The organism is Nocardioides sp., from assembly GCF_025964975.1.
Lineage (GTDB): Bacteria > Actinomycetota > Actinomycetes > Propionibacteriales > Nocardioidaceae > Nocardioides.
Map to the genome: position 1 here is coordinate 1 of NZ_JAOPXV010000177.1, position 25,056 is coordinate 25,056.

Here is a 25,056-nt window from a genome sequence, read left to right on the forward strand (position 1 = left end):
CGTTCGAGCTCGATACCGCGACCGCCGGGCGGCGACCCAGACGTTTCAGCGGTAGTTGGTGAACTGCACCGCGAAGTCGTAGTCCTGGCTCTTCACGAGCTGCTGGATGGCCTGGAGGTCGTCGCGCTTCTTCGAGGACACCCGGAGCTCGTCGCCCTGGACCTGCGCCTTGACGCCCTTGGGGCCCTCGTCGCGGATCAGCTTGGAGATCTTCTTGGCGTCCTCGGAGGAGATGCCCTCCTTGAGAGTGATGTCGATATTGGAGACCTGGCCCGACTGGCGCGGCTCGGAGGCATCGAGAATCTTCAGGCTCTGGTCGCGCTTGATCAGCTTGTCCTGGAAGACGCTGAGCACGGCGCTGGCACGGTCGTCCGCCGACGCGGTGATCTCGATGGCCTGCTCGCCCTTCCACTCGATCGAGGCGCCGGTTCCCTTGAAGTCGAACCGGGTGGCGATCTCGCGCGCGGCCTGGCTGAGCGCGTTGTCGACCTCCTGCCGGTCGAGCTTGCTCACGATGTCGAAGCTCGCGTCAGCCATGGTGGTTCCTCCTTGCCGGCTTCCCGGCGGTTTTCGTCTGGTGTGGTGCCTGCGCTATTGTTTCGTCTCGCCTGCGGCCGACTCAAGTCGGGTCCGGGCACCGGCAGATTGCCCGAGCGGCCAATGGGAGCGGACTGTAAATCCGTCGGCTTATGCCTTCGAAGGTTCGAATCCTTCATCTGCCACACGCTAGACGGCCGGACCCCCACGGGGTCCGGCCGTTCTGCGTCGTCCGTTCGTTGTCGCTGCGTCAGAGACTGCAGGTGTTCATGAGGTCGCCGTCGTTCGGCCGTGGGACGAAGTGGTCGGGCGGTGGAGCCTGTCCCTGCTCGACCCCGGCCGTGAGCAGGTCGAAGGTGTCCCTGGCGCAGGGAGGAGTGGGCGCAGGCGGTCCGGGTAGGCCGCGTACAGGCCGTCGACGTGAGTGCCGTCCTCGACGAGGTAGTAGCGGTGCAGGCGGGAGCGACCGGCCTCGTCGATGAGCTGGTCGTACACGTCGGAGTCGACAGCCGGCGGCAGCAGGGTGTCCAGGTCGCCGTGGACGGTGATCATCGGGCGCTTGATGTTTCCGGTCAGGGAGATGGAGCGGACGGCCTCCTCCACGGGTGCGGGACGGGCGTCGTAGTCGTAGTCGGCGTGCAGTATGGCGTCCCGCTGGTGCAGAACGGCACGCCTGCGTCGAGGGCTCCGTCCCTCTCCGGGTCCAGCTCCTCGCGGTAGATCCGCTCCGCTCGGAACAGGGTGCCTTCCCAGTCGAGCCCGCCGTCGAAGAGCTGGGGGTTGTTCTCCAGCTGCCACCGGGTCAGGTAGCCGCCGTTGGAGATGCCCGCCATGTACGTCCGGTCGGCCTTGTCGCCGTACGCCGATCGCACGACGCGCGCGGTGGCGCGGGTCGACTCGGTCACTCGGCGGTGCCACTCGCGGATCGACCCGCCCGGCGCGGATGTCGCGGTAGAACGAGGCGCCCGTGTTGCCCTTGTCGGTGACGGCGAACGCGTAGCCCTTGCTCAGTACCCAGTCGCTGATGATGAAGTCATTGGCGTACTGGCCACGCACCCCGGGTGTCCCCGTGATGACGATGTCGCCGTTCCACTCCTCGGGAAGGCGGATCACGAACTGCGCGTCGTGCCGCCAGCCGTTGTTGGTGTTGGTCGTCGAGGTGTCGGGGAAGTACCCGTCGACCTGAACGCTCGGGACATTGCTGGGGTTGGTGGCGCCAGGGGCATGGAGGCGCTGCCAGTCGGCCTGGTTGGTGTGCCCGGAGACGACCGTGCCCGCAGTGGTCAGGTCGTCGAGGCACGCGAACATCTGCTTCTCGGCGCCGCGAACCTGGAGGCGGTCCGCCCGGGCGCACGGCCCCGCGCCCCCGGCGCCCGAACCTGGGGACGGGGCAGTTGCAGCAGGTGCGGCGAGGCCGAGGATCGTGGTGCCGGCCAGCAGCGCCAGGACCACTCCGCGAGTCGCCATCTTCTTCGTGCTGGATGTCATGGCCGCCCACCCTCCTGTCCGCGATCACAAGGGGACAATGTCCTGGACTCACACACCTGGACGGTCCGCCTGTGGCTGCGAACCGTGCGCCGAGCAGACTGGCCCCATGAGCCCGACCCAGCTCCACGAGATCGGCAAGCGCCGGGCCTGGGTGACCTGGTCGGTGGCACTGGCGATCTACGGGCTGGCGATCTTCAACCGCAGCTCGCTCGGCGTCGCGGGACTGGTCGCGGCCGAACGGTTCGAGATCACCGCGGCGCAGCTCTCGCTCTTCACGGTCCTCCAGCTGCTGGTGTACGCCGCACTGCAGGTGCCCGTCGGAGTGCTGCTCGACCGCTTCGGCTCGCGTCGACTGCTGTTCTGCGGGCTCCTGCTGATGACCGCCGGACAGCTCGGGTTCGCGTTCGCGACGTCGTTCTCGACGGCGGTGGGGGCCCGGGCACTCCTCGGTGCGGGCGACGCGATGACCTTCATCAGCGTGATCCGGCTGGTGACGGCCTGGTTCCTGGTCCGGCAGACGCCGTTCGTCGTACAGCTCACCGGCATCACCGGCCAGCTCGGCGCCATCGTGGCGGCCGCACCGCTGTCACTTGCCCTGGACCGGCTGGGCTGGACCAAGGCGTTCGGGCTGAGCTCGACGATGGGCCTGGTGCTGATGGTCGCGCTGCTCATGCTGGTGAAGGACTCGCCGTACCGCACGGACACGGTCGTGCACGCGAAGCTGCGCGCGGTGGCACGGTCGGTCCGGGTGGTGTGGGGCAACCCCGGCACCAGGCTGGGGATGTGGTCGCACTTCTCCTCGCAGTTCGCCATCAACTCCTTCGTGCTGTTGTGGGGCTTCCCGTTCCTCGTCCGCGGCGAGGGCTGGAGCGGTCGGGCGGCGAGCCTGCTCCTCACGTCCATGGTGGTGTGGGTGGTGATCAGCGGACTCGTGCTCGGCGCGCTCGTCACGAGACACCCCTATCGACGCTCGTTCATCGTGATCGCGATCGTCGTCACGATGGCCGCGAGCTGGGCGGCCGTGCTGGCCTGGAACGGCCCGGCGCCGAAGCCGTTGATCGTCGTGATGGCGTTCGCGACCGCGACGGGTGGTCCCGCGTCCATGGTCGGCTTCGACCTGGCGCGGACCTTCACGCCGTCGCAGGCCGCCGGTCGGGCCAACGGGCTGATCAATGGCGGCGGGTTCCTCGGTGCCCTGATCGTGATGGCGCTCATCGGGCTCGTGCTCGACCTGCGCGAGTCCGGCGGGATGAGCAGCTATGACCTCACCGACTTCCGGTGGGCTCTCAGCGTCCAGCTCCTCTTCTGGGCGGTGGGGATCATCCAGATCCTCCGCTACCGCCGCCGCGCCATCACCCACCTCGACCGGCACCATCCCGGCGCCACCGACGAGCTGCGCGCCGGCCGGCAATGGACGCATCCGGGTCTGCCCGACTCCGGTCTGTGACCGGACCAATCCGTGACGGGGGTCACTCCGAACACGTCGTATGAACCTTCAACTCAGGCGTCCGTCGCCCTCCATGGCCGTGTCCATCCTCGCTCTCGTCATCGCCACCAGCGGGACGTCCGTCGCAGCAGCCGGCCTGCTCGGCTCGGACGACATCCGCAACGACTCGATCAAGTCTGTCGACGTCAAGGACCAGAACCTCAAGGGCCGCGACATCAAGAACAGCTCGCTGGGCTCGATGGACGTCCGCGACGGGTCGCTGAAGGCCCGCGACTTCGCCAAGCTCCCCACCGGCCCCGCAGGCCCGGCAGGGCCGGCCGGTGTCGGTCGCTGGGCGCTCGTCGACGCGTCCGGCGCGATCATCGCCCAGTCCGGTGGCTTCACCGTGACCGCCGGGTACCCGGTGCTGGCTCCGACTGCCACGGACGCCGCCGGCGTGCGTGCCAACGGCAACGTCTACATCAACGCCGGTGAGGACCTCAGCAACAACGGGATCGTCGCGACGATCGCGCTCCAGAACACCGCCGACCAGAACGGCGACACCATCACGAACGGCCGCGCGGACGGCCCTGACCTCAACCCGGAGTTCTCCGGTGAGATCGCGGTCGCGATGTGCCAGCCCGGCGTCGTCAACTGTGCCCCGCCCGGCACCGGCAACACCAACCACCTCGTGGTCAGCCCGCGACTGAGCGACGGCAAGGTCACCACCGACGGCAACCGCAAGCGCTTCTACGTCGTGGTCACCGGCAGCTGATCCTGGCCCTCCTCGAGCTCGTGCTGGGCGTTGAACGGTGACGTCTTGTTCGATGCGAGCTCCCGCGCCTCCTCCGCCGTGAGGTCCTCGACAGCAGCCATGATGTCGAGGCCCACGGCGGTCACCTCGGTCCCGGTGTCGAGGGGCACGATCGTGTGGACCAGCCGGTCGGCGTACGCGTGGACCATCGTGAACGCCTGGCCCGAGCTCACCCCCGACACGAAGCGGTCCACCGGCGCGGGGTCGCTCGTGTAGCAACTCGCGGAGGCGACGGAGACCGGGATGCCGGCGAAGAGGGAGTACGTCGAGAAGTGCAGGTGGCCCGCAAGGATCCCCCGCACGTCGGAGCCCTCGAGGGCGGCCGCCAGGCGGTCCTGCTCGAGGAGCTCGATGAGCTCGGCGGCGCGCAGCATCGGGAGCGGGATCGGCGGGTGGTGCAGCGCCAGCAGGGTGCCGTGCTCGGCAGGTGTGGCAAGCACCTCGGCCAACCACGTCAGCTGGTCGTCGGAGAGCTCGCCGTGGTGGTAGCCCGGCACGCTGCTGTCGAGGGAGATGATCCGCAGGCCGTCGATCTCGTGCACGCGGTCCTGCGGAGCGTCGGACGCCTCGCCGAAGAGACCGCGCGAGTAGTCGGAGCGCTCGTCGTGGTTTCCCATCACCCAGATCACCTCGGCACCCATCGCCTCGGCTGCCGGCTCGACGATCTCGCGGAGCCGGGTGTAGGCCTGTGGCTCGCCCTTGTCCGCGAGGTCGCCGGTGAAGACCAGCGCCTGCGGCGGCGGGTCGACCGCTGCGAGCCGCTCGAGGGACAGCCGCAGCCCTGCCTCGGTGTCGATGGCGTCGTACTGCAAGGCACCTCCCGCCAGCAGGTGCGGGTCGGAGAGGTGTGCGATGACGTGCCGGGGGCCGGGGTACTGACCGAGCTGCTTCACAGGCACAGACTAGGGACGTTCCGGCTCAGGTCGCAGGAAGGACCCGACCCGTGACCTCGCCGAGCGCGATACGTCCGCCCGAGGTCCCGGGAGCGGTGTAGCGCAGCGTCACGGTGTCGCCGTCCTCGAGGAACGAGCGCTCGACGCCGAAGACGGTGAAGGGCTCCGCCCCGCCCCAGGAGAGCTCGAGGAAGGAGCCGCGCTGCTCGGGCTCGCCACCGGAGATGGTCCCCGATCCCCACAGGTCGCCGGTGCGGACGCTCGCGCCGTTGGCGGTGGTGTGGGCGAGCATCTGCGCCGGCGACCAATACATCGAGGAGTACGGCGGCCGGGAGACCACGATGTCGTTGAGCAGCACCTCGACCTCGATGTCGAGCCCCGAGCGTCGCTCCACGCGCAGGTAGTCGAGCGGCTCCGGGTCCTGGCCCGGCAGGTCGGTCCACGCAGCGTCGAGGGCGGCCAGCGGGGTGACCCAGTGGCTGATCGAGGTGGCGAAGGACTTGCCGAGGAACGGGCCGAGAGGGACGTACTCCCAGGCCTGGATGTCCCTGGCCGACCAGTCGTTGAGGCCGACGACCCCGAAGGTGTGGTCCGCGAAGGCGTCGGTGCCGACGCGCTGGCCCAGGGTCGAACCGACGCCGACCACGAAGCCGAGCTCGGCCTCGATGTCGAGCCGCCGGCTCGGGCCGAAGGTCGGGCTGTCCTCCGTGGGCGCCTTGCGCTGACCGCACGGACGCACGATGTCGGTGCCGCTCGGCACCACCGTGCCGGAGCGGCCGTGGTAGCCGACAGGGAGGTGCTTCCAGTTGGGCAGGAGCGGCTCCTGGTCGGGCCGGAACATTCGGCCGACGTTGGAGGCGTGTTGGAGGGAGGCGTAGAAATCGACGTAGTCGCCGATCTCGATCGGCAGATGGAGCTCGACCGCGTCGAGCCGATGGAGGTGGGGTGATGTGCGCTCGGCATGCAGCTCGTCGCGGAGCACCTCGGTGATCCAGTCACGGGCGACCGTCCACTGCTCCGGGCCCATCGCCATGAAGGCGTTGAGTGACGGCGTGCGCCAGACAGCGGCCAAGGCTGAGGCGGGATCGCCGACCTCGGCCACCGTGGCCAGGTCGAGCACGTGGTCGCCGATGCGGACGCCGACGCGCCGAGCCCCGTCGTCGCGGGTCGAGAAGACGCCGTAGGGAAGGTTGTCGAGGTCGAAGAGGGAGCCCGCAGCTCCGTCCACCCAGCTGGTCGACAAGGTCATGGTCGCTCCATCAGTCCGAGGTCAGTGAGGTCGGCAAGGGGTTCGAGGATCGAGCAGGACCCGATGCCGGTGAACCACCGGCGGGCCCGCGCCAGGTCGACGTCGGCGGCCCGATCCAGAAGGGCGCTCGCGTCACTCTCCTCCAGGTCGGCCATCGCATCGGAGCCGCCGTCGAAGAGTCGCTGGGTGGCGACCAGGACATTGAGGAAGCCGTGGTGCTCGAACCCGGTCTCGGGGTCGCGGTGGCGTACGGCGTTGTGGAGGCCGGCGGTGCACTTGAACGCGACCTCTCGGTCGAGCGCGGCGTCGATCCACGCCGCGACCTGCTGGGTGCTGGGGAAGAAATGCGCCTCCACCCCGCCGGTGCGGAACTTCAGCCTCAGCTCGGCGCCCGCCACCTCGTCGGCGGCGGACTCCCAACCGTGCGTGACCTCGGTCGGGGGCAGCTCGACGAAGACCGGTGTCTCGTCGTCGAGCAGGCCGTCGACGCGGGCGGCGTCGACGGCCGCCACCACCCGTCGGGCGTTGCCGGCCAGGTCGTCGGGGTCGCGCAGCGCGATCTCGAGACCGGCGACCGGGTTGCCCGCCTTGACTGCAAGCCGCAGGGCACCGGCGATCGCCCCGGCGCCCCCGGTGACCACGATCGAGAGCGGGATGTCGGGGTCCGACACGGCCGGTACGCGTTCATCGGTGACGACGAGGGAGGCCACCAGGTCGGCATACCACTCGTCCCGGCGAGCCCGGAAGGCTGCGACCGCGTCAGGCAGCGCGGCGTTGCCGGGCGGGAAGACGGCGGCGTCGTCAAGGAAGCCCGACCACAGGGGCGGGACCCCGGAGGCCCCAGAAACATGGGCTGGCAGTTCGGTGCTCACGGGGCTACTGTAGTCAGATCGCGCATAACGGACGGGTTGGTCCGATTATCGGACGACCGGAGGGATGGCTGATGGCCCACTACCGCAGTGTCGGGGCAGTCCCGCCCAAGCGGCACATCCAGCACCGCGACCCCGACGGGCGCCTCTACTACGAGGAGCTGATGGGGGAGGAGGGGTTCTCCTCAGACTCCGCGCTGCTCTACCACCGCGGTGTTCCGTCGGCCCTGGTCGACAGCCAGGTCTGGGAACTTCCCGACCAGAGCCGTACGCCCAACCACCCTCTCAAGGCGCGTCACCTCAAGCTCCACGACCTGACGACGGAGCCCTGTCCCGTCGAGGGACGGCGGATGATCCTCGGCAACAACGACGTGCGCATCGGCTACGTGGTCACCGGCACTGAGGCGAGCCCGCTCTACCGCAACGCCATCGGCGATGAGTGCGTGTACGTCGAGTCGGGAGCCGGCACCGTCGAGTCGGTGTTCGGAGTCGTGCCCTACCGCGCGGGCGACTACGTCGTGGTCCCGCGCGCGACCACCCACCGGTGGGTCCCGAGCGAGGCCTCCCAGCTCTTCGCGATCGAGGCCAACAGCCACATCCACCCGCCTAAGCGCTACCTGTCGCGATTCGGGCAGCTCCTCGAGCACGCGCCCTACAGCGAGCGCGACCTCCACGGGCCGAGCGAGCCGTTGCTCGTCGAGGGCGTCGACGTGGAGGTGCTGGTCAAGCACCGCACCAGCGCCGGGATCGTCGGCACCCGGATGACCTACGCGACCCACCCCTTCGACGTGGTCGGCTGGGACGGCTGCCTCTACCCCTACACGTTCAACATCGACGACTACATGCCGCTCACCGGCAAGATCCACCATCCGCCGCCGGTGCACCATGTCTTCGAGGGCGGGAATTTCGTGATCTGCAACTTCCTGCCGCGCAAGGTGGACTATCACGAGCTCGCCATCCCGGTGCCGTACTACCACTCCAACGTCGACAGCGACGAGGTGATGTTCTACGTCGGCGGCGACTACGAGGCACGCAAGGGATCGGGGATCAACCTCGGCTCGATCTCCCTGCACCCGGGCGGCTTCGCACACGGGCCACAGCCGGCGGCCATCGAGGCGTCGCTCGGGGCGGACTACTTCGACGAGTCGGCCGTCATGGTCGACACCTTCGCTCCGCTCGATCTCGGTGAGGGCGGGCTCGCCGTCGAGGACCCGGCCTACGCGTGGACCTGGGCGGGGCGTGGACCCGCTGCGGTCGACAGCACCGACTGAGCGGTGGCCTAGGGTCACCCGCATGGCGTGGCCGGTCGTGTCGAGCAGGGTCGTCTACGAGAACCCGTGGATGCGGGTGCGCGAGGACGCCGTCGAGAGGCCGGGCGGGGACGAGGGCATCTACGGCGTGATGAGCGTGCGCCATCCCGCCGTGTTCGTCGTCGCTCTCACCGACGACGACGAGCTGCTGCTCGTGCAGGTCGACCGCCACACCGTCGGACCCTCGCTGGAGGTGCCGGCCGGGGGCACCGACGGCGAGGACCCGCTTGCGGCCGCTCGGCGTGAGCTGCTCGAGGAGACGGGTCACGAGGCCGCGGAGTGGTTTCGGCTCGGCACGCTGCAGGCGCTGAACGGGATCTGCGAGGCTCCCGAGCACTTCTTCCTCGCTCGAGGCGTCACCTGCGTCAGCGAGGACCGGGCCGAGCAGGCGGCCGAGGGCATCTCCGCCGTTCGTCGAGTGCCCGTCGCGGACGTCCTGTCGATGGTCGGGCGGGGCGAGATCACCGACGGCGAGTCCGTCGCGGCTCTGATGCTGGCGCTCCTGCACCTCGGCCGGGTCCGCTGACGCCGGTTGACCGAGGCCGGGCGACGCTCAGCTGGTCCAGGCTCGCCACAGGGCGGCGTATTCGCCGTCGAGCTCGACCAGCTCGTCGTGGCTGCCGAGCTCGACGATGCGGCCTTCGATGACCACGGCGATGCGGTCGGCGTCATGGGCGGTGTGGAGCCGGTGGGCGATCGCGACCACGGTCCGACCGGCAAGCAGGTTGTTCATCGAGCCCTCGAGCGTGCGCGCAGTGCGTGGGTCGATGAGCGAGGTCGCCTCGTCGAGCACGAGCGTGTGCGGGTCGGCGATGATCAGGCGCGCCAGGGCGACCTGCTGGGCCTGGGCGGGCGTCAGGGCATAGCGGCCCGAGCCGATGATCGTGTCGAGTCCCTGGGGCAGACGCTCGACCCACAGGAGTGAGCCGACCGCGCTGAGTGCCTGGCGGACGGCGTCGTCGTCGGAGTCCTCGCGCGCCAGCACGATGTTCTCGCGGACCGAGCCGATGAACACGTGGTGCTCCTGGGTCACCAGCGCCACCTCGGTACGGAGGACCTCGAGCGGCAGGTCGACCAGCTCGACGCCGCCGATCGTCGCCGAACCGGTCCGCGGTCGGTTGATGCCGGAGAGCAGGCGGCCCAGCGTGGACTTGCCCGAGCCGCTCGGCCCGACGATGGCCAGCCGCTCGCCCACGCCCAGCCGCAGGTCGACCCCGTGGAGCACGTCGTGGCCGGGACGGTAGGCGAACCGGAGGTCCTCGGCGACGAGCTCGACGCCGTCGGGCAGTCGGTCTCCAGGTGACCGGTCGGGCTTGACCTCGGCGATGCCGAGGAGGCGGCTCGTCGACGCGGCACCGACCTGGAGCCGGTCGACCTCGCTGATCAGTCGGTCGAGGGGATCGGACAGCGCTTCGACGTACAGGACGGCGGCGGTGATCTGACCGAGGTCGACCCACCCCCGGTGGTAGGCGTAGGCGCCGACGAGGAGGGTGACGACCCGCGGCGTGCCGAAGGCGAAGTTGAGCGCGACGAACAAGATGTTGCGCAGCGACATCGTGTAGCGCTCGGCCTGCGCCGAGACCTCGATGTCGTCGTTGCCGGCGCGCACGCGCACCCCGGAGAGTCCCAGCGCCTCCACGGTTCGGGCGCCCTCGACGGTCTCGGTGAGGGTGGTGTTGATGCGCGAGTAGGTGGAGCCCTCGGTGATGTAGGCCTTGGGGGCCCGGCGGAGGTAGCCGCGCACCGCCCAGGCCGACGTCGCGAAGGTGAGCAGCGCCGGCACCGCCAGGACGACGGAGTTGAGCAGCATCGCGCCGACCGAGAGGACGACCGTCAGCAGCGAGATGATCGCCATGGGCAGGCCGTACTGGACCGAGCGACTCATCGTGCCGACGTCGCGGGTGACACGGGTGACGAGGTCGCCGGTGCTGGCGCCCTCGACCGCGCCGAGAGGAAGCCGCAGGATCGTGCGGACGATGTATTCGCGGGCCGTCGACAGGAGGTCCTGGCCGAAGTACGTCGAGGTGCGCTGAGCCACGAAGGTCAGCGCCGCCTGGGCGAGCACCACGCCGATGATGACCAGGGCGAGCGTGTCGAGAGGCAGGCCGCCTCCCCCGTCGACGGTGGTGTTGACCAGCTCGCCGAGCAGGCGCGGCACCAGCAGCCCGGTGGCGGCCGCCAGGGCGTTGAGCACCACCAGGGCCGTGAACATGCCGCGTCGGCTCACCAGCAGCTCGCGGAAGAAGGCGAGGACGGCGCGGTTGCCCGACACCGGCCAGCCACGCTCGGGGTTGCGGGACGCGGCGTAGACGTCCTCGGCACGCTGACGACGCACGTCGTGGCGCTGCCAGAAGGCGGCGTTGCGTTCGCGCCACGAGACCTTGCCGGGCGGCAGCAGCTCCGGTGGGATCACGGGCGGGTCGAGGTCGCGCTCGCGCCAGGTGTCCGGCGACGTGGCCAGCAGGTCCGTCATCGCAGCAGCACCTCGTCCACGTCGTCCAGCGACCGGACGACGACACCTCGGTAGACGGGGTCGTGGGCGAGGAGTGTGGCGTGCTCGCCGTCGGCGACGACCTGGCCGTCCTCGAGCAGCACGACGCGGTCGGCGTGGTGCAGCCACAGCGGCGAGACCGTGCAGACCACCGTCGTGCGGCCGTGCCTCAGGGTGGTCACGCGCTCCGCGATGCGGGCCTCGGTGTGGGCGTCGACTGCCGACGTGGGCTCGACGAGCACCAGGATCGGCGCGTCGGCGGCCAGCGCGCGTGCGAGCACCACTCGTTGTCGCTGTCCGCCCGAGAGCCCGCGGCCGCGTTCGTCCAGCTGGCCCTGCCACCCTTCGGGAAGCGCGTCGTAGACGTCCTCGGCGTTGGCCACGCGCAGTGCCGCCTCGGCCTCCTCGCGCGTCAGCCGGCCGTGCGGGTCGATGGCGTCCTGGAGGGTGCCGGCGAACAGCCCGCTGCCGGTGTCGCTGACCAGCACCTGTCGGCGTACGTCGTCGAGGCGAGCCGCGGACAGGTCGACACCACCGAGGCGCACGCCCCACTGACGGGTCGCCACCTCCTCGTCGCGCGCGGCGATGCGTGCGCGCCGGCGCTCCCGATCGGCCCGGGCCCGGCGTGCGGCACGGCCCTTGAGACCGTCCCCGTCCTCCTCGCCCACGGGGTCGGTGTCAGGGGGCAGGTAGCGGCCCAGGCGGTCGGCCAGGGCGGCGCTCTTCTCCGGCACAGCGCTCACCACGACCGTGAGCTGGCCGGGGCGGGCGGTGAAGCCGCTGAGCTCGTCGTGGATCTCGGCGCTGCCGTCGAGGGGCTGGGGGTCGCTCGGCTCACGCCACGGGGGACGCTGCTCGAAGATCGCGATCGCCTTGCGGGCGCTCACCAGCGCGCGGGTCGTCTTCTGGGCGAGCTCGAAGGAGGTGCGGATGGGGCCGACCATGAAGAGGCCGTAGCCGAGGAAGGACACCAGCTCGCCGACACTCAGCTCGCCGGAGTTGACCTGCCGGGTGCCGAGCCAGACGAGGCTGACCATGAAGATGCCGGCGAAGAGGACGCCGATCCCTTCGACGGCCGCCTGCCACACACCGGAGGAGACTCCGGCGAGTCGAGCCCGCTGGGACTGGAGGGCGTAGTTGCGACCGAAGGTGTCCTCGCCGCCGATCCCGCGGAGGATGCGCAGGCCGGCGACGATGTCGGTGGCCATCGAGGTGAGCTCGGAGTTGCGACTGCGCTCGACCTGCTGACGCCGGTGCAGCGGACGGAGCAGCGGGAGCGCGGCACCCAGCAGCACCGGAGCCGCCACCAGCACAAGCACGCCGAGCTGCCACGACATCGACAGCACGATGGCCGCGACGGTGAGGTAGGAGACCAGCTGGGCCGCCGTTCGCGCCAGGATCTCGGTGAGGGCACCGAACTCGTCGGAGTCGCTGGAGGAGACGCTGAGGACCTCGCCGGTGGGGGAGCGACGCGGCAGCACGTGTCCCATCTGGGCGATCTTGCGGGTCACCATCTGGGTCGTGCCGTAGAGGCTGATCAGCCAGCTCCGCACGATCAGGGTGTGGAACACGACCCCGAAGGTGCCGCCGACCAGGACCACGGCGAGCATGACGCCCGACCACATCAGCAGGTCGGGCGTCGAACCCTGGAGGATCCCCTCGTCGACGGCCCTGCCGAAGATGTAGGGGCCGAACGTCATGGGCATCAGCCAGAGCAGGCACGCGAGCGACGACAGCACGATGACGCGGGTCTGCTGTCGCAGCATCCACCGCAGGAACGCCGCAGGCGACCGGGTGTCGGGGTCGGAGGTGGGGGCGTCGTCCGTCCCCGTGAAGAACGTCGCGATCCGTGGTGGGAAGTCCTGCATTTGCTTCCAAGCCTAGGTCCTCGCACCGACATCGCGCGAAGCAATAAGAGCTGCGCCGATGATTGGCGCAACGCCCACGAGTGGTCTGATGGCGAGATGACCGCATCGGGACGCGTCGAGGAGGTAGCGCCACCACGCTTCGTCGCCTTCATCCCCCTCGTGCTGGCGATGCTCTCGATGATGGGCCCCTTCAGCATCGACACGCCGTTCCCGGCGTTCCCGCACATCCGCGACGAGTTCGCCATCAGCACCGGCCAGCTGCAGCTGATCGTCACTGCCTACATGCTGGCCTTCGCCGCGATGAGCATCTTCCACGGGCCGCTGTCCGACTCGCTGGGCCGGCGTCCCGTCATGCTGTGGTCTGTCGGAGTGTTCGCTCTCGGCTCGGCTGTCTGCACGTTCGCCCCGACCTTCGAGGTGCTGCTGCTCGGCAGGGTCGTGCAGGGACTGAGCGCCGGCGGGGCCACGATCGTGAGCAGGACCGTCATCCGCGACATGTTCGAGGGGGAGCAGGCGCAGCGGCTGATGAGCCGGGTGGCACTGATCTTCGGTGTCGCGCCCGCCATCGCACCGGTCGTCGGCGGCGGCCTGCTGCAGATCGGACCGTGGGAGCTGGTCTTCGCCGTCCAGATCCTGCTGGGGATCGTGCTCATGGCCGCCACCGCGATCGTGCTGCCCGAGACGCACCCGGTCTCGGCTCGCGTGCCGCTCCGCGTGAGCGAGATCGTCCGCGGGCTCACGGAGGTCGCTCGCCTGCCTGCCTTCCACCGCCTGGCCTGGGCCGGCGCTCTGAGCTTCGGCGCCCAGTTCCTCTACATCGGTGGCGCCGCGATCTTCGTCGTCGACCTGCTGGGGCTCGGCGAGCTCGACTTCTGGAAGCTCTTCGTCCCGATGATCGGGGCCATGATGCTCGGCTCCCTGATCAGCGGCCGCACGGCCGGCCTGATCACGCAGCGCACCCTCGTCTCGATCGGCTACTGCCTCACCGTCACCGGCGGCGTCATCGGCGTCGCCATCTCCGTGTCCCCGCTCGCGACCGACCTTCCGTGGGCGATCATCGGGCCCAGCCTGCTCGGGCTCGGCAACGGCCTCGCCTATCCGTCGATCCAGCTGATGACCCTCGACCTGCTGCCGACGCGTCGGGGCGCGGTGATGTCGTGCGCATCCTTCCTGGCGCTCGCGTTCAACGCAGTCGCGGCGGTGGCCGTGACCCCGTTCGTCGCCGTCACGCCGCTGGGGCTGGCGGCCGCTGCCCTCGTCGTCGCTGCTCTCGGGTCCTTGTGCTGGGCCTGGCACTGCTCAGCGACGAGGGAGCCGCTGCGGGATCAGGCGTACACCGGGTAGTCGGTGTAGCCGGCCTCGTTGCCGCCGTAGAACGTGTCCGGGTCGGGTGCGTTGAGCTGCAGCTCGTCCTCGAGGCGCCGGGGCAGGTCGGGGTTGGCGATGAACGCGCGCCCGAAGGCCGCCGCGTCGATCAGGCCCGCATCGAGCAGCCGCTGGGCCTTGTCCGCGTCGTAGTTGCCCGCCCCGATGATCGGGCCGGGATGGGTTGCCCTGAGCTCGCGGCGGAAGCCGTCGTCGAGCTGCGGACCGCCGGCCCAGTCGGGCTCGGAGAGGTGGAGGAAGGCCAGGTCGCGCCGGGCGAGCTCCCGGGCGACGTACAAACCCGACTCGGCACCGTCGGGATCCTCGGTGCCGTTGAAGGAGCCGATCGGCGAGATGCGGATCCCGACGCGCTCGGACGTCCAGGCCCCCACGACGGCGTCGGTGACCTCGAGCATCAGCCGAGCCCGGTTCGCGAGCGAGCCGCCGTAGCGGTCCTCCCGCTGGTTGCTGTCCGGGGACAGGAACTGGTGGAGCAGGTAGCCGTGGGCGCCGTGGATCTCTACGAGGTCGAAGCCCGCGTCGCGCGCGTTGATCGTGGCGCGGCGGTAGTCCTCGAGCAGGCGCGCGATCTCGTCGAGCTCGAGCGCGCGCGGGGTGGGGCAGCTGGCGCGGGTCGGTCGGCCGTCCTCGCCGCGGATCGTCGTGCGGTTGCGGTACGGCGCAGCGCTGGCCGACACCGGAGGCTCACCGTCGTGGAACGACTCGTGGGAGACCCGCCCGACGTGCCAGAGCTGGGCGGCGATGAGGCCGCCGGCGGCGTGCACCGCGTCCGTGATCGTGCGCCAGCCGGCGACCTGCTCGTCGCTGTGGATCCCGGGGGTGTCCATGTAGCCCTTGCCCTCGGGGCTGATCTGGGTGCCCTCGGAGATGACCAGCCCGGCGCTGGCGCGCTGGGTGTAGTAGTTGCGCATCAGGTCGTTGGGGACGTCGCCGGGCTGGGTCGCCCGCATGCGGGTCAGCGGGGCCATGAAGACGCGGTTGGGCGTCGTCACCGCTCCGAGGGACAGGGGCTCGAAGAGTGTGGGCACGGGGGGCCAACCTGCCCTCGTGACCGGCTATTCCGACGACCCTGGATCCGGTCGCCTGCTGGACGCACGAGGCAGGATGAGCGAGTGACCCTTCTCTCCCAGCTGCGAGATGCGCCTGCCCGACTGCGCAACAGTGCTCGCCAGGTGCCCGAGCACGACATCGACGAGAGCCAGGTGGAGGTCGAGTCGACGGCGCACTCAGCGGCTGGGATGACGGCGGTCACGGTGGCAATGCGCCGCGCGATCGGCCAGATGGGCGTACGCCGCACCGCGTCCTCGCTGCTCCGGCTCAACCAGGTCGACGGCTTCGACTGCCAGGGCTGTGCCTGGCCCGACCCCGCGCCGGGGCACCGGCACACGGCGGAGTTCTGCGAGAACGGGGCCAAGGCAGTGGCCGAGGAGGCCACCCAGCAGCTGCTGGACCGGGAGTTCTTCGCCACCCACTCGGTCGCGGACCTCAGCGAGCGCACCGAGTTCTGGCTGGGCAAGCAGGGCCGCATCGTCGAGCCGATGGTGCTGCGTCCGGGAGCCTCGCACTACGAACCGATCTCCTGGGACGACGCGTTCGCCACGATGGCGGGCCATCTGCATCGGCTGGAGAGCCCCGATGAAGCGATCTTCTACACCTCGGGGAAGACCTCCAACGAGGCCGCGTTCGTCTACCAGCTCTTCGTCCGGGCCTTCGGCACCAACAACCTCCCCGACTGCTCCAACATGTGCCACGAGTCGTCGGGCGCGGCGCTCAACGAGACGATCGGCATCGGCAAGGGCTCGGTCAGTCTCGAGGACATCCACCAGGCCAAGCTGATCGTGGTCGTGGGGCAGAACCCCGGCACCAACCACCCGCGGATGCTGTCCGCGCTCGAGGAGGCGAAGTCCAACGGGGCTCGCATCGTCGCCATCAATCCGCTCAAGGAGGCGGGGCTGGTCCGCTTCAAGAACCCCCAGCACGCCAAGGGCCTGACTGTCGGCACCGCCCTGGCCGACCTGCACCTGCCCGTCCGCCTCAACGGTGACCTCGCGCTCTTCCAGGCGATCGGTGCGCTTCTGGTCGAGTGGGACGCGGTCGACCACGACTTCCTCGCCGAGTTCACGACCGGCTTCAGCGACTACGCCCAGCACGTCGCGGAGCTCGACTGGAGCAAGGTCGAGGCGTCCACGGGGCTCACGCGCGAGCAGGTCACCGAGGCGGCTCGGATGTTCGCCGAGTCGCCGGCGACGGTCACGTGCTGGGCCATGGGCATCACCCAGCACCACAACGCCGTGGCCACGATCAAGGAGATCGTCAACGTCGCGCTCCTGCGGGGAGACATCGGCAAGCCGGGCGCCGGGCTGTGCCCGGTGCGCGGTCACTCCAACGTGCAGGGCGACCGGACGATGGGCATCTGGGAGCGCGTGCCTGAGCACTTCCTCGACGCGCTCCGCGACGAGTTCGGTTTCGAGCCGCCCCGTGAGCACGGCTACGACACGGTGGGTGCCATCACGGCTCTTCGTGACGGCAAGGCGCGCGTCTTCATGGGCATGGGCGGCAACTTCGTCGGCGCAGCGCCCGACACGGCCGCCACCGAGGCAGCGATGCGCAACGCCGCCCTCACGGTCCACGTCTCCACCAAGCTCAACCGCTCGCACGTCGTCCACGGCGGAGAGGCGCTCATCCTCCCCGTCCTCGGACGGAGCGAGAAGGACCGCACCGGCGGCCGGGTCCAGCGGGTGACGGTGGAGGACTCCATGTCGGCGGTGCATGCCTCCCAAGGTCCCCTGGAGCCGGCGTCAGAGCACCTGCGCTCCGAGGTCGACATCGTCTGCTCCCTGGCTCTGGCCACCCTGGGCGCCGCCTCGCCCGTCCCCTGGGCGACCCTGCGCGACGACTACACCGAGATCCGCCGGCGCATCGCCCGGGTCGTGCCCGGTTGTGCGTCGTACGACGACAAGGTCGACCAACCAGGCGGCTTCGTGCTGCCCCATCCGCCCCGCGACAACCGGGTCTTCGAGACCCCGAGCGGCAGGGCGGTCATCACCTCGACGCCGCTCGAGGTGCTCGACGTGGCGAAGGGCCGCTTCCTCCTCCAGACGATGCGCTCGCACGACCAGTTCAACACCACCATCTACGGCCTCGACGACCGCTACCGCGGGGTCAAGGGCGGTCGCCGAGTCGTGTTCGTCAACGCCGACGACCTGCGTGACCTCGGGTTCGTCGACGGAGACCTCGTCGACCTGGTCAGCGAGTGGCGCGACGGCGTCGAGAGGGTGGTGCGTTCCTTCCGCGTCCTGCCCTACGACCAGCCGCGCGGATGCGTGGCGGCCTACTACCCGGAGGCCAACGCCCTCGTGCCGCTCGACTCGACCGCGGAGAAGAGCAACCAGCCCGTCTACAAGTCCATCGTCGTGCGGCTGGACCGTCCTCCGGCGCAGCCCGGATCGGCGCCCGGCTCTCCCGACCAGGGCCCCGGCTCGCTGCGAACCGACCACCCGCACCACTTGAGCTGACCAGGGGCTGGTGCACCGGCCGGTCGCCGTGCTGAGTGTCGACGTGACCGACCCCGACTTCACCGGCCTGAGGGCGATCTTCATCAACGCGACCCTCAAGAAGAGTCCCGAGCGGAGCAACACGCAGGGGCTGATCGATGCCAGCGCCGCGATCATGTCCAAGCACGGGGTCGAGGTGGACCAGGTCCGCGCCGTGGACCACGACCTGGCCACCGGCGTCTACCCCGACATGACCGACCACGGCTGGGACACCGACGAGTGGCCCGCCTTGTGGCCGCGCGTGCGAGACGCCGACATCCTCGTGCTGGCGGGTCCGATCTGGCTCGGGGACAACTCCTCGGTGATGAAGCGCGTCATCGAGCGGCTCTATGCGATGTCGGGCGAGCTCAACGGCAAGGGGCAGTACGCCTACTACGGCCGGGTCGCCGGATGCCTCCTCACCGGGAACGAGGACGGGATCAAGCACTGCGCGATGAACCTCCTCTACTCGCTGCAGCACCTCGGCTACACCATTGCGCCGAATGCCGACGCCGGTTGGATCGGCGAGGCCGGTCCTGGCCCGTCCTACCTCGACGAGGGCAGCGGCGGCCCGGAGAACGACTTCACCAACCGCAACACCACGTTCATGACCTGGAACCTCATGCAGCTCGCCGCCCTGCTCCGGTCCGCTGGCGGTTTCCCCGCGCACGGCAACTCCCGGACGCAGTGGGACGCGGGCGCGCGCTTCGACTACGAGAACCCGGAACATCGAGCCTGACTCACACGTACGGCAACAGCGACTCGATCGAGTCGGTGGGCGTCTTGAGGGCGATACCGGTCCCGATCGCCTGCAGCTTCCAGCCGCCGCCGTCGCGGACCAGCTTCGCCATGACCAACCCGGTCTCGCGGACGCCGAGGGTGATGGTGATCCGGGCGAGCTCGGTGCCGTGGTCGTCGCTGAGACGGCAGTAGGCGTTGCGGACGTATTCCAGTGAGTGGCCCTGATAGCTGCTGACGAGGAAGAGGATCGTGTCGACCTTGGCGTAGACCCTCGCGAGGTCGACGCTGATCGTCTCGTCGTCGCCCTCGCCCTGGCCGGTGGTGTTGTCCCCGAGGTGGACCACGGAGCCGTCGCGGGTGGTCAGGTTGTTGAAGAAGGCAAGGTCGAAGAGCGTGCCTCCGGCGAACTGGACTGCCGAGGCGTCGAGGTCGACGGGCGCGGTGCCGCTGCCGGAGAAGCCGGCCGTGGGGACGTGCTCCCAGCCGACGCCCATCTGCACCAGGGTCAGGGGCGCACCCTCCTGGTCGGCCACGGTGAAGTCCTGACCCTTGCTGAGCTCGATCATGGTCCCGAACCTACCCGTCGAGCCCTGCCAGGATGGGGGCATGACCGGACCGGTGATCGGCGACGACGGGGTCGCGCGCTGCCCCTGGGGGGCCGGTGACCCGGTCAACCTCGCCTATCACGACATCGAGTGGGGGATGCCGGTCGAGGGCGAGGCCGCCCACCTCGAGCGGCTGACCCTGGAGGCCTTCCAGTCGGGCCTGTCCTGGCTGACGATCCTCAACAAGCGGGAGGCCTTCCGGGAGGTCTTCGCCGGCTTCGAGGCGGATGTCGTCGCTGCGTACGGCGATGGCGACGTCGAGCGACTCATGGCCGAGCCCCGCATCGTGCGCAACCGGCGCAAGATCGACGCCGCAGTGACGAACGCTCGGGCCACCGTCGCCCTGCGCGACCGAGGCGGACTGGTGGACCTCCTCTGGTCGTTCCGTCCCGACACGACTCCCGCGCCGCACGACACCGCGGACCAGGCCACCACGAGCCCGGAGAGCATCGCCCTGTCCACGGAGCTGAAGCGCATCGGCTTCGCCCATGTCGGCGCTACGACGATGTATGCCCTGATGGAGGCGATCGGGATCGTGGACGACCACCTCGTGGGGTGCCACCGGCGCGGCGCCAGCGGCGTGTGGTCAGGCTGAGCTGGTCCTGCGATCCGCGGAGGTCTCGCCTGCGCGCCTGAACAGCCAGGCGGAGGTGGTGAACAGTGCGGCGTACATGCTCGAGATCATGAGTACGTCGAACGCCGATCCGTCCTCGTGCAGCCCGGCGACCACCGCTCCGATCCCGACCAGCACCGTGACGATCGCGGTGGCTGCCATGGACACGGCCATGCCGTCGGCACGGAACCGCGTGATCAGGGCCCCGGCAAGGCCGACGGCGAGCGCGGCGCCGTACAACATGTCCGGCCGACCGCCGTCGCCGATGATGCCGAGCGCGCCGATGCCGAAGACCAGGAGGAGCACGGTGCCGACGGCGACAGCCACGGCGGAGGAGTAGTAGATCGACGTCGTCATGGGGACGACGCTAGGCGCGCTCGTGGTGGGACGGGCGGACAAGTCGTGGAGGTTCGGTGAAGATCTTCGCTAGGTTCGCTTGCCATGACTCGCGTGCACGCCTTCGCCGACGACGTCCTGCAGGAGCTCGACGCGGTCGGCCTGGTGGCGGCCTATCGGCAGGGACTCTCCATCCCGGAGGTCATCGAGGCGTCGATCGCCCGCGCCGAGGCCGTTGACGAACGCCTGGGCGCGCTGGCGCACGAGGCCTATGACCGGGCCAGGGCCGAGGCGAGGGCGCCGCGCCCCGGGTTCTTCGCGGGGGTGCCGACCTTCCTCAAGGACAACGTCGACGTGGCAGGGATGCCGACCCAGCACGGCAGCGACGCCTTCGTGGCTGCCCCGGCCAAGCGAGACGGCGACTTCGCCCGGATGTATCTCGCCACCGGTCTGGTCCCGCTCGGCAAGACCCGGCTCTCGGAGTTCGGCTTCAGCGGTGCGGTCGACCACCCGCGACTGGGGCCGGTCCGCACGCCGTGGCACACCGACCACTACGCCGGCGCCTCGTCAGCCGGCTCGGCGGCCTTCGTCGCCGCCGGGGTCGTGCCGATCGCACACGCCAACGACGGCGGGGGCTCGATCCGCATCCCCGCGAGCGTCAACGGACTCGTCGGCCTCAAACCGACCCGCAACCGCCTGGCCCAGGACAAGCTGATGCGCGACATGCCCGTCCGGATCGTCTCCGACGGCGTGCTCACCCGCAGCGTCCGCGACACGGCGGCGTTCTACCGCGAGGCCGAGAAGGTGTTCCGCCACCCGCGGCTGGCCCCCATCGGCGACATCAACCGTCCCGGGCGCTCCCGGCTCCGGATCGCGGTGGTGACCAGCGGCATCGGCCGCGACGCCTCACCGGAGGTGCGGGAGCTCACGTTGAAGACCGCGGCCCTCCTGGAGTCGCTCGGCCACCGGGTCGAGGAGATCGATCCGCCCGTGCCGGGCCGCTTCGCCGACCAGTTCATCCTCTACTGGGCCTCGCTGGCCATGTTCATCGTCAGGAGCGGCAGGCGACAGCACGGCCCGACGTGGGACGCGACCCAGCTCGACAACCTCACCCTGGGGCTGGCGCGGCACTGCCAGCGCAACCTGCACAAGCTCCCGCTCGCCATCGCCGGCCTCGGCGCCAGCAGGCGGCTCGCGACCAAGCACCACGCCGTCTACGACGTGACCTTGACCCCCACCCTCGCCACCGCCACCCCCACCGTGGGCCACCTCGACCCGACGGCCGACTACGAGCAGGTGATGGACCGGCTGATGGACTGGGTCGCCTTCACCCCACTGCAGAACGCGACCGGCGAACCGGCGATCTCGCTGCCGCTGGCGACCACCTCGACCGGCCTGCCGCAGGGGATGATGTTCGGCTCCGGGCACGGCCGCGAAGCACGTCTGATGGAGCTCGCGCTGGAGCTGGAGGAGGCCGCTCCGTGGCCGCGGATCCAGGACCAGTGAGGCGATTTCGGTTCCCGCACGGGCCTGTGTATTCTTCTCCGTCGTTGCCCCTTTAGCTCAGTCGGCAGAGCGTCTCCATGGTAAGGAGAAGGTCTACGGTTCGATTCCGTAAAGGGGCTCTGGGTCGGAGCATCGTCTAGTCTGGCGAAGCGCCTGCCTGGCGGCGGGGTAGCTCAGGTGGTTAGAGCACACGGCTCATAATCGTGGTGTCGCGGGTTCGAGTCCCGCCCCCGCTACCGAACAGCCTCGATCGATTCAAACCTACGAAGGACTTTCCCGTGGCCAGCAAGAGCTCTGACGTTCGCCCCAAGATCACGCTCGCGTGCGTCGATTGCAAGGAGCGGAACTACATCACCAAGAAGAACCGCCGCAACGACCCCGACCGCATCGAGCTGAAGAAGTTCTGCCCGCGCTGCCGCACGCACACCGCGCACCGCGAGACCCGCTGATCTGATCAACGCCGTCGACCCGCCAGGCACCCTGGCGGGTTGACGTCATTTAGGCTCACGCCCATGCCTGTCGATCAGTCCCTGGTGGGGCGTGAGTTCGCGCCGACCACTCCTCGCGCGGTCACCCGCGAGCACGTCGCGGCGTTTGCCGCTGCCCTCGGGGCGGCCGCCGGCGAGGACGTCCCGCCGACCTACCCGATCGTGCTGGCCTTCGACGCCATGCAGACCTTCCTGGCGGCGGAGCAGATCGACCTGTTCCGGATCATCCACGGCGAGCAGCGGTTCACCTACGAGCGCCCGATCCGCGTCGGCGACAGCCTGACCGCGACCCTGAGCGTGGCGAGCCTGCGCCAGATCGGTGGTGCCGACATCATCGGCACGACCAGCGCCATCCACGACGCCGACGGGTCCCTCGTCTGTACGGCGAAGGCCACCCTGGTCCACACGGGGGGCCAGTCATGATCCCGGGCGACGTGTTCGAGCCGATCAGCTACGAGCTGACGCGGGCCGACCTCGTCGCCTACGCCGAGGCCGCCGGGGACCCCAACCCGATCCACCAGGACGAGGACGTCGCCCGCAGCGTGGGTCTGCCGGGTGTGATCGCCCACGGCATGCTGACGCTCGGGCTGGCCGGTCGCGCGGTGTCGACGTGGACCGGTGGTGCCGAGGTCGTCGAGGTCGGCTGCAAGTTCACCAACCCGGTCGTCGTCCCCGCTGGCGGCTCGGTCGAGGTGCACGTCTCCGGCACCGTCAAGAAGGTCGAGGACGGCCTGGCCACGATCGCGCTCGAGGTGACGTGCGAGGGCACCAAGGTGCTGGGAATGCCCAAGGCTGTCGTACGTGCCTGAGTCATCGCCCAGCCTGCTCGCCGACCACACCACCTTGCATCTCGGGGGACCGGCCCGAGAATGGGTGCGCGCCACCACCGAGGCCGAGCTCGTCGAGGCGGTCTCCACCGCGGACGCCGACGGCACCCCGGTGCTGGTGCTCGGCGGTGGCTCCAACCTGGTGGTGGCCGACGTCGGCTTCGACGGGCGGGTCGTCGAGGTGGCGACCTCGGGCGTCACCCCGGACACCGATGACCGCGAGGGCGTCTGCGGCGGTGTCATGGTCCGGGTGGCCGCCGGTGAGGGTTGGGACGACCTCGTCGCCACGGCGGTCGAGCGGGGCTGGGTCGGCGTCGAGGCGTTGTCCGGGATCCCGGGCAGCGTCGGCGCCACCCCTATCCAGAACGTCGGTGCCTACGGCCAGGACGTGTCGCAGACCATCGCCTCGGTCCGCGTCTGGGACCGGTCGCTGCGCGGCCTGCGTACCTTCGCCGCCGCTGACTGCGGCTTCGGCTACCGGCACTCGCGGTTCAAGACCGACCCCTCGCGCCACGTCGTGCTCAGCGTCGACTTCCAGTTCCGCACCGGCACGATGGGTGCGCCGATCGAGTATGCCGAGCTCGCGCGTGCCCTCGGCGTCGAGACGTCCCAGCGTGCCCCGCTGGGCGAGGTGCGCGACGCCGTGCTGGAGTTGCGCGCCAGCAAGGGCATGGTCCTGGACGCCGGTGACCACGACACCTGGAGCGCGGGCTCGTTCTTCACCAACCCGCACCTCGGCCCGGACCAGGCTGCGGCCCTGCCGGCCGACGCTCCGAAGTGGCCCCAGGCGGACGGCACCGTGAAGTCGAGCGCCGCCTGGCTGATCGAGCGGGCCGGCTTCGTCAAGGGCTACGGCCTCGACCTGCGAGGCGGGCGCGCGAGCCTGTCGACCAAGCACACCCTGGCGCTCACCAACCGGGGCGAGGCCAGCACCGAGGACCTGCTCGCCCTGGCGCGAGAGGTCCGCGACGGGGTGGAGCAGGCCTTCGGCGTACGCCTCGTCAATGAGCCGGTGCTCGTGGGCTGCAACCTCTAGCGGACGAGGCTCAGTAGGTCGGATCGTTGTATGCCGACTCGCTGGCGAGACCGATGCTGAGGATGAGGAAGAAGATCCCGAGCAGGCCCAGCACGAGCAGGACGGTGCCGATGATGCCCATGATCCGGCCGGCCTGCGCCTGCTCCCGGCCGGAATAACGTCCCGGCTGGGCGTCGATCTCCTTGACCGCCCTGCCGCCCATGAACCAGGCGAACGGCGCCAGCAGGATCGGAACGACACAGAAGAACATGCCGGCGAGGGCGCAGATGCCCAGGACCATGGAGGTCGTCGCGGACGGGTGCGGCGGGGCCGCGGACGCGCCACCGTAGGAGGGTGCGCCGTACGGCGCCTGGCCGTAGGGCTGCGTCTGGCCGTAGGGCTGGTAGGGCGTCTGGCCGGGCGGGGGCTGCTGGCCGTAGGGCTGCGCCGGGGGCTGCTGTCCGTAGGGCGTCGCGCCGGTCGGGGGCTGGTCGTGGGGCTGGCTCTGGGGCTGCTCCGGCTTGGGCCAGTTAGGGTCGTAGGGGTTGCTCGGCGGCTCGTCAGGTGGCGTCACGGGGGAAGTATCTCAGGAACTCGCGCCAGCCAGTCGTCGATCGCCGCATCCGCCGCGGCGACCGTCTCGGTGGGTGCCCGTGACGCGGCGAACGAGCCGCGCGCCAGTTCCGCCAGGGTGGCGTCGTCGAGATCGTGCGCCGCGCGCATCGTGGCGTACTGGCCGGCCAGCCTGGAGCCGAACAGCAGGGGATCGTCGGCGCCGAGGGCGATGGTCGCGCCGGCCTCGATGAGCTGGGGGAGGGGCACTGACGTGAGGTCGGAGTAGACACCCAACGCCACGTTGGAGACCGGGCACACCTCGAGGGCCACGCCCGCGTCGACCACGCGCGCGAGGAGGTCGGCGTCCTCGGCCGACCTGATGCCGTGACCCAGCCGTCGGGCGTGCAGCGTGTCGAGGCACGTCCGCACGTGGTCGGGGCCGAGCAGCTCGCCGCCGTGCGGGACGAGGACCAGCCCGGCCCGCTCGGCGATCTCGAACGCGCCGG

General features: G+C 70.0%; 24 protein-coding genes, 3 tRNA genes and 1 pseudogene. 16 read left to right on the forward strand and 12 right to left on the reverse strand.

Annotated elements, in window-relative coordinates; all coding sequences use genetic code 11:
- Positions 1-45: 45 nt before the first annotated feature.
- On the reverse strand, positions 46-537 hold the full coding sequence (locus JWN68_RS13325; RefSeq protein WP_297739689.1) for a YajQ family cyclic di-GMP-binding protein: 492 nt from the start codon (positions 535-537) through the stop codon (positions 46-48).
- A gap of 102 nt (positions 538-639) precedes the next feature.
- On the opposite strand from JWN68_RS13325, the gene JWN68_RS13330 reads away from it, so the two are divergent.
- A tRNA-Tyr gene (locus JWN68_RS13330) sits at positions 640-722 on the forward strand.
- Between the two features lie 82 nt (positions 723-804).
- Here JWN68_RS13330 and JWN68_RS13335 read toward each other — a convergent pair.
- Positions 805-2,025 (reverse strand): tannase/feruloyl esterase family alpha/beta hydrolase, encoded by a 1,221-nt coding sequence (locus JWN68_RS13335; protein WP_297739691.1) that lies wholly within the window; start codon positions 2,023-2,025, stop codon positions 805-807.
- A 106-nt stretch (positions 2,026-2,131) separates the two neighbouring features.
- Between JWN68_RS13335 and JWN68_RS13340 the strand changes: the two genes are divergently transcribed.
- The gene (locus JWN68_RS13340) at positions 2,132-3,472 is read left to right on the forward strand and encodes an MFS transporter (protein ID WP_297739692.1); all 1,341 of its coding nucleotides are present in this window, start codon (positions 2,132-2,134) and stop codon (positions 3,470-3,472) included.
- Between the two features lie 79 nt (positions 3,473-3,551).
- Entirely contained in the window at positions 3,552-4,226 is a 675-nt protein-coding gene (locus JWN68_RS13345; RefSeq protein ID WP_297739694.1) for a hypothetical protein, read from the forward strand.
- Here JWN68_RS13345 and JWN68_RS13350 read toward each other — a convergent pair.
- The 3 genes from JWN68_RS13350 to JWN68_RS13360 are packed head-to-tail and all read right to left on the reverse strand — an operon-like array spanning position 4,202 to position 7,279.
- The gene (locus JWN68_RS13350; RefSeq protein WP_297739696.1) at positions 4,202-5,158 is read right to left on the reverse strand and encodes a phosphodiesterase; all 957 of its coding nucleotides are present in this window, start codon (positions 5,156-5,158) and stop codon (positions 4,202-4,204) included. The genes JWN68_RS13345 and JWN68_RS13350 overlap by 25 nt on opposite strands.
- Positions 5,159-5,183: 25 nt before the next feature.
- Positions 5,184-6,407 (reverse strand): fumarylacetoacetase, encoded by a 1,224-nt coding sequence (gene fahA, locus JWN68_RS13355; RefSeq protein ID WP_297739698.1) that lies wholly within the window; start codon positions 6,405-6,407, stop codon positions 5,184-5,186.
- A complete protein-coding gene (locus tag JWN68_RS13360; RefSeq protein WP_297739700.1) occupies positions 6,404-7,279 on the reverse strand; it encodes a hypothetical protein in 876 nt (291 codons plus the stop codon). The genes fahA and JWN68_RS13360 overlap by 4 nt, the downstream gene beginning before the upstream one ends.
- A 71-nt stretch (positions 7,280-7,350) precedes the next feature.
- Here JWN68_RS13360 and JWN68_RS13365 point away from each other — a divergent pair, with 71 nt between their 5' ends.
- Positions 7,351-8,547 (forward strand): homogentisate 1,2-dioxygenase domain-containing protein, encoded by a 1,197-nt coding sequence (locus JWN68_RS13365; protein ID WP_297739702.1) that lies wholly within the window; start codon positions 7,351-7,353, stop codon positions 8,545-8,547.
- Positions 8,548-8,569: 22 nt separating this feature from the next.
- On the forward strand, positions 8,570-9,112 hold the full coding sequence (locus tag JWN68_RS13370) for an NUDIX hydrolase (protein WP_297739704.1): 543 nt from the start codon (positions 8,570-8,572) through the stop codon (positions 9,110-9,112).
- A 27-nt stretch (positions 9,113-9,139) separates the two neighbouring features.
- Here JWN68_RS13370 and JWN68_RS13375 read toward each other — a convergent pair whose 3' ends face one another.
- A complete protein-coding gene (locus tag JWN68_RS13375; RefSeq protein ID WP_297739707.1) occupies positions 9,140-11,059 on the reverse strand; it encodes an ABC transporter ATP-binding protein in 1,920 nt (639 codons plus the stop codon).
- On the reverse strand, positions 11,056-12,945 hold the full coding sequence (locus JWN68_RS13380; protein WP_297739709.1) for an ABC transporter ATP-binding protein: 1,890 nt from the start codon (positions 12,943-12,945) through the stop codon (positions 11,056-11,058). The genes JWN68_RS13375 and JWN68_RS13380 overlap by 4 nt, the downstream gene beginning before the upstream one ends.
- Before the next feature lie 96 nt (positions 12,946-13,041).
- Between JWN68_RS13380 and JWN68_RS13385 the strand changes: the two genes are divergently transcribed.
- On the forward strand, positions 13,042-14,289 hold the full coding sequence (locus tag JWN68_RS13385) for a multidrug effflux MFS transporter (protein WP_297739711.1): 1,248 nt from the start codon (positions 13,042-13,044) through the stop codon (positions 14,287-14,289).
- Here JWN68_RS13385 and nemA read toward each other — a convergent pair.
- The gene (nemA, locus tag JWN68_RS13390; protein ID WP_297739713.1) at positions 14,271-15,359 is read right to left on the reverse strand and encodes an N-ethylmaleimide reductase; all 1,089 of its coding nucleotides are present in this window, start codon (positions 15,357-15,359) and stop codon (positions 14,271-14,273) included. The genes JWN68_RS13385 and nemA overlap by 19 nt on opposite strands.
- A gap of 84 nt (positions 15,360-15,443) precedes the next feature.
- On the opposite strand from nemA, the gene JWN68_RS13395 reads away from it, so the two are divergent.
- Positions 15,444-17,846 (forward strand): FdhF/YdeP family oxidoreductase, encoded by a 2,403-nt coding sequence (locus JWN68_RS13395; protein WP_366519807.1) that lies wholly within the window; start codon positions 15,444-15,446, stop codon positions 17,844-17,846.
- Between the two features lie 43 nt (positions 17,847-17,889).
- Positions 17,890-18,603, forward strand: coding sequence for a flavodoxin family protein (locus JWN68_RS13400; protein WP_297739715.1), 714 nt, complete (start codon positions 17,890-17,892; stop codon positions 18,601-18,603).
- A 1-nt stretch (position 18,604) separates the two neighbouring features.
- On the opposite strand, the gene JWN68_RS13405 is transcribed toward JWN68_RS13400, so the two are convergent.
- The gene (locus tag JWN68_RS13405) at positions 18,605-19,171 is read right to left on the reverse strand and encodes a TerD family protein (RefSeq protein WP_297739717.1); all 567 of its coding nucleotides are present in this window, start codon (positions 19,169-19,171) and stop codon (positions 18,605-18,607) included.
- Positions 19,172-19,211: 40 nt separating this feature from the next.
- On the opposite strand from JWN68_RS13405, the gene JWN68_RS13410 reads away from it, so the two are divergent.
- Positions 19,212-19,805, forward strand: coding sequence for a DNA-3-methyladenine glycosylase I (locus tag JWN68_RS13410; protein ID WP_297739719.1), 594 nt, complete (start codon positions 19,212-19,214; stop codon positions 19,803-19,805).
- On the opposite strand, the gene JWN68_RS13415 is transcribed toward JWN68_RS13410, so the two are convergent.
- Complete coding sequence (locus JWN68_RS13415) at positions 19,797-20,180, reverse strand: hypothetical protein (protein WP_297739721.1); 384 nt, start codon at positions 20,178-20,180, stop codon at positions 19,797-19,799. The genes JWN68_RS13410 and JWN68_RS13415 overlap by 9 nt on opposite strands.
- Positions 20,181-20,264: 84 nt before the next feature.
- On the opposite strand from JWN68_RS13415, the gene JWN68_RS13420 reads away from it, so the two are divergent.
- From JWN68_RS13420 to JWN68_RS13450, 7 genes are all read left to right on the forward strand, one after another.
- Entirely contained in the window at positions 20,265-21,665 is a 1,401-nt protein-coding gene (locus JWN68_RS13420) for an amidase (protein ID WP_297739723.1), read from the forward strand.
- 46 nt (positions 21,666-21,711) lie between these two features.
- Positions 21,712-21,784: transfer RNA gene (locus JWN68_RS13425), tRNA-Thr, on the forward strand.
- Between the two features lie 43 nt (positions 21,785-21,827).
- Positions 21,828-21,901: transfer RNA gene (locus tag JWN68_RS13430), tRNA-Met, on the forward strand.
- Positions 21,902-21,943: 42 nt separating this feature from the next.
- Entirely contained in the window at positions 21,944-22,114 is a 171-nt protein-coding gene (rpmG, locus tag JWN68_RS13435; RefSeq protein WP_056887613.1) for a 50S ribosomal protein L33, read from the forward strand.
- 63 nt (positions 22,115-22,177) lie between these two features.
- Positions 22,178-22,576, forward strand: a complete 399-nt coding sequence (locus tag JWN68_RS13440; protein ID WP_297739730.1) for a MaoC family dehydratase N-terminal domain-containing protein — start codon at positions 22,178-22,180, stop codon at positions 22,574-22,576.
- Positions 22,573-22,962 (forward strand): MaoC/PaaZ C-terminal domain-containing protein, encoded by a 390-nt coding sequence (locus JWN68_RS13445; RefSeq protein WP_297739731.1) that lies wholly within the window; start codon positions 22,573-22,575, stop codon positions 22,960-22,962. Before JWN68_RS13440 ends, JWN68_RS13445 begins: the two co-directional genes overlap by 4 nt.
- Positions 22,955-24,016, forward strand: coding sequence for a UDP-N-acetylmuramate dehydrogenase (locus JWN68_RS13450; RefSeq protein ID WP_297739733.1), 1,062 nt, complete (start codon positions 22,955-22,957; stop codon positions 24,014-24,016). The genes JWN68_RS13445 and JWN68_RS13450 overlap by 8 nt, the downstream gene beginning before the upstream one ends.
- Positions 24,017-24,026: 10 nt before the next feature.
- Here JWN68_RS13450 and JWN68_RS13455 read toward each other — a convergent pair whose 3' ends face one another.
- Complete coding sequence (locus JWN68_RS13455; RefSeq protein WP_297739735.1) at positions 24,027-24,569, reverse strand: DUF4190 domain-containing protein; 543 nt, start codon at positions 24,567-24,569, stop codon at positions 24,027-24,029.
- A pseudogene (locus tag JWN68_RS13460) lies at positions 24,566-25,056 on the reverse strand (adenosine deaminase); the annotation flags it as partial. The pseudogene JWN68_RS13460 and the gene JWN68_RS13455, both read right to left, overlap by 4 nt.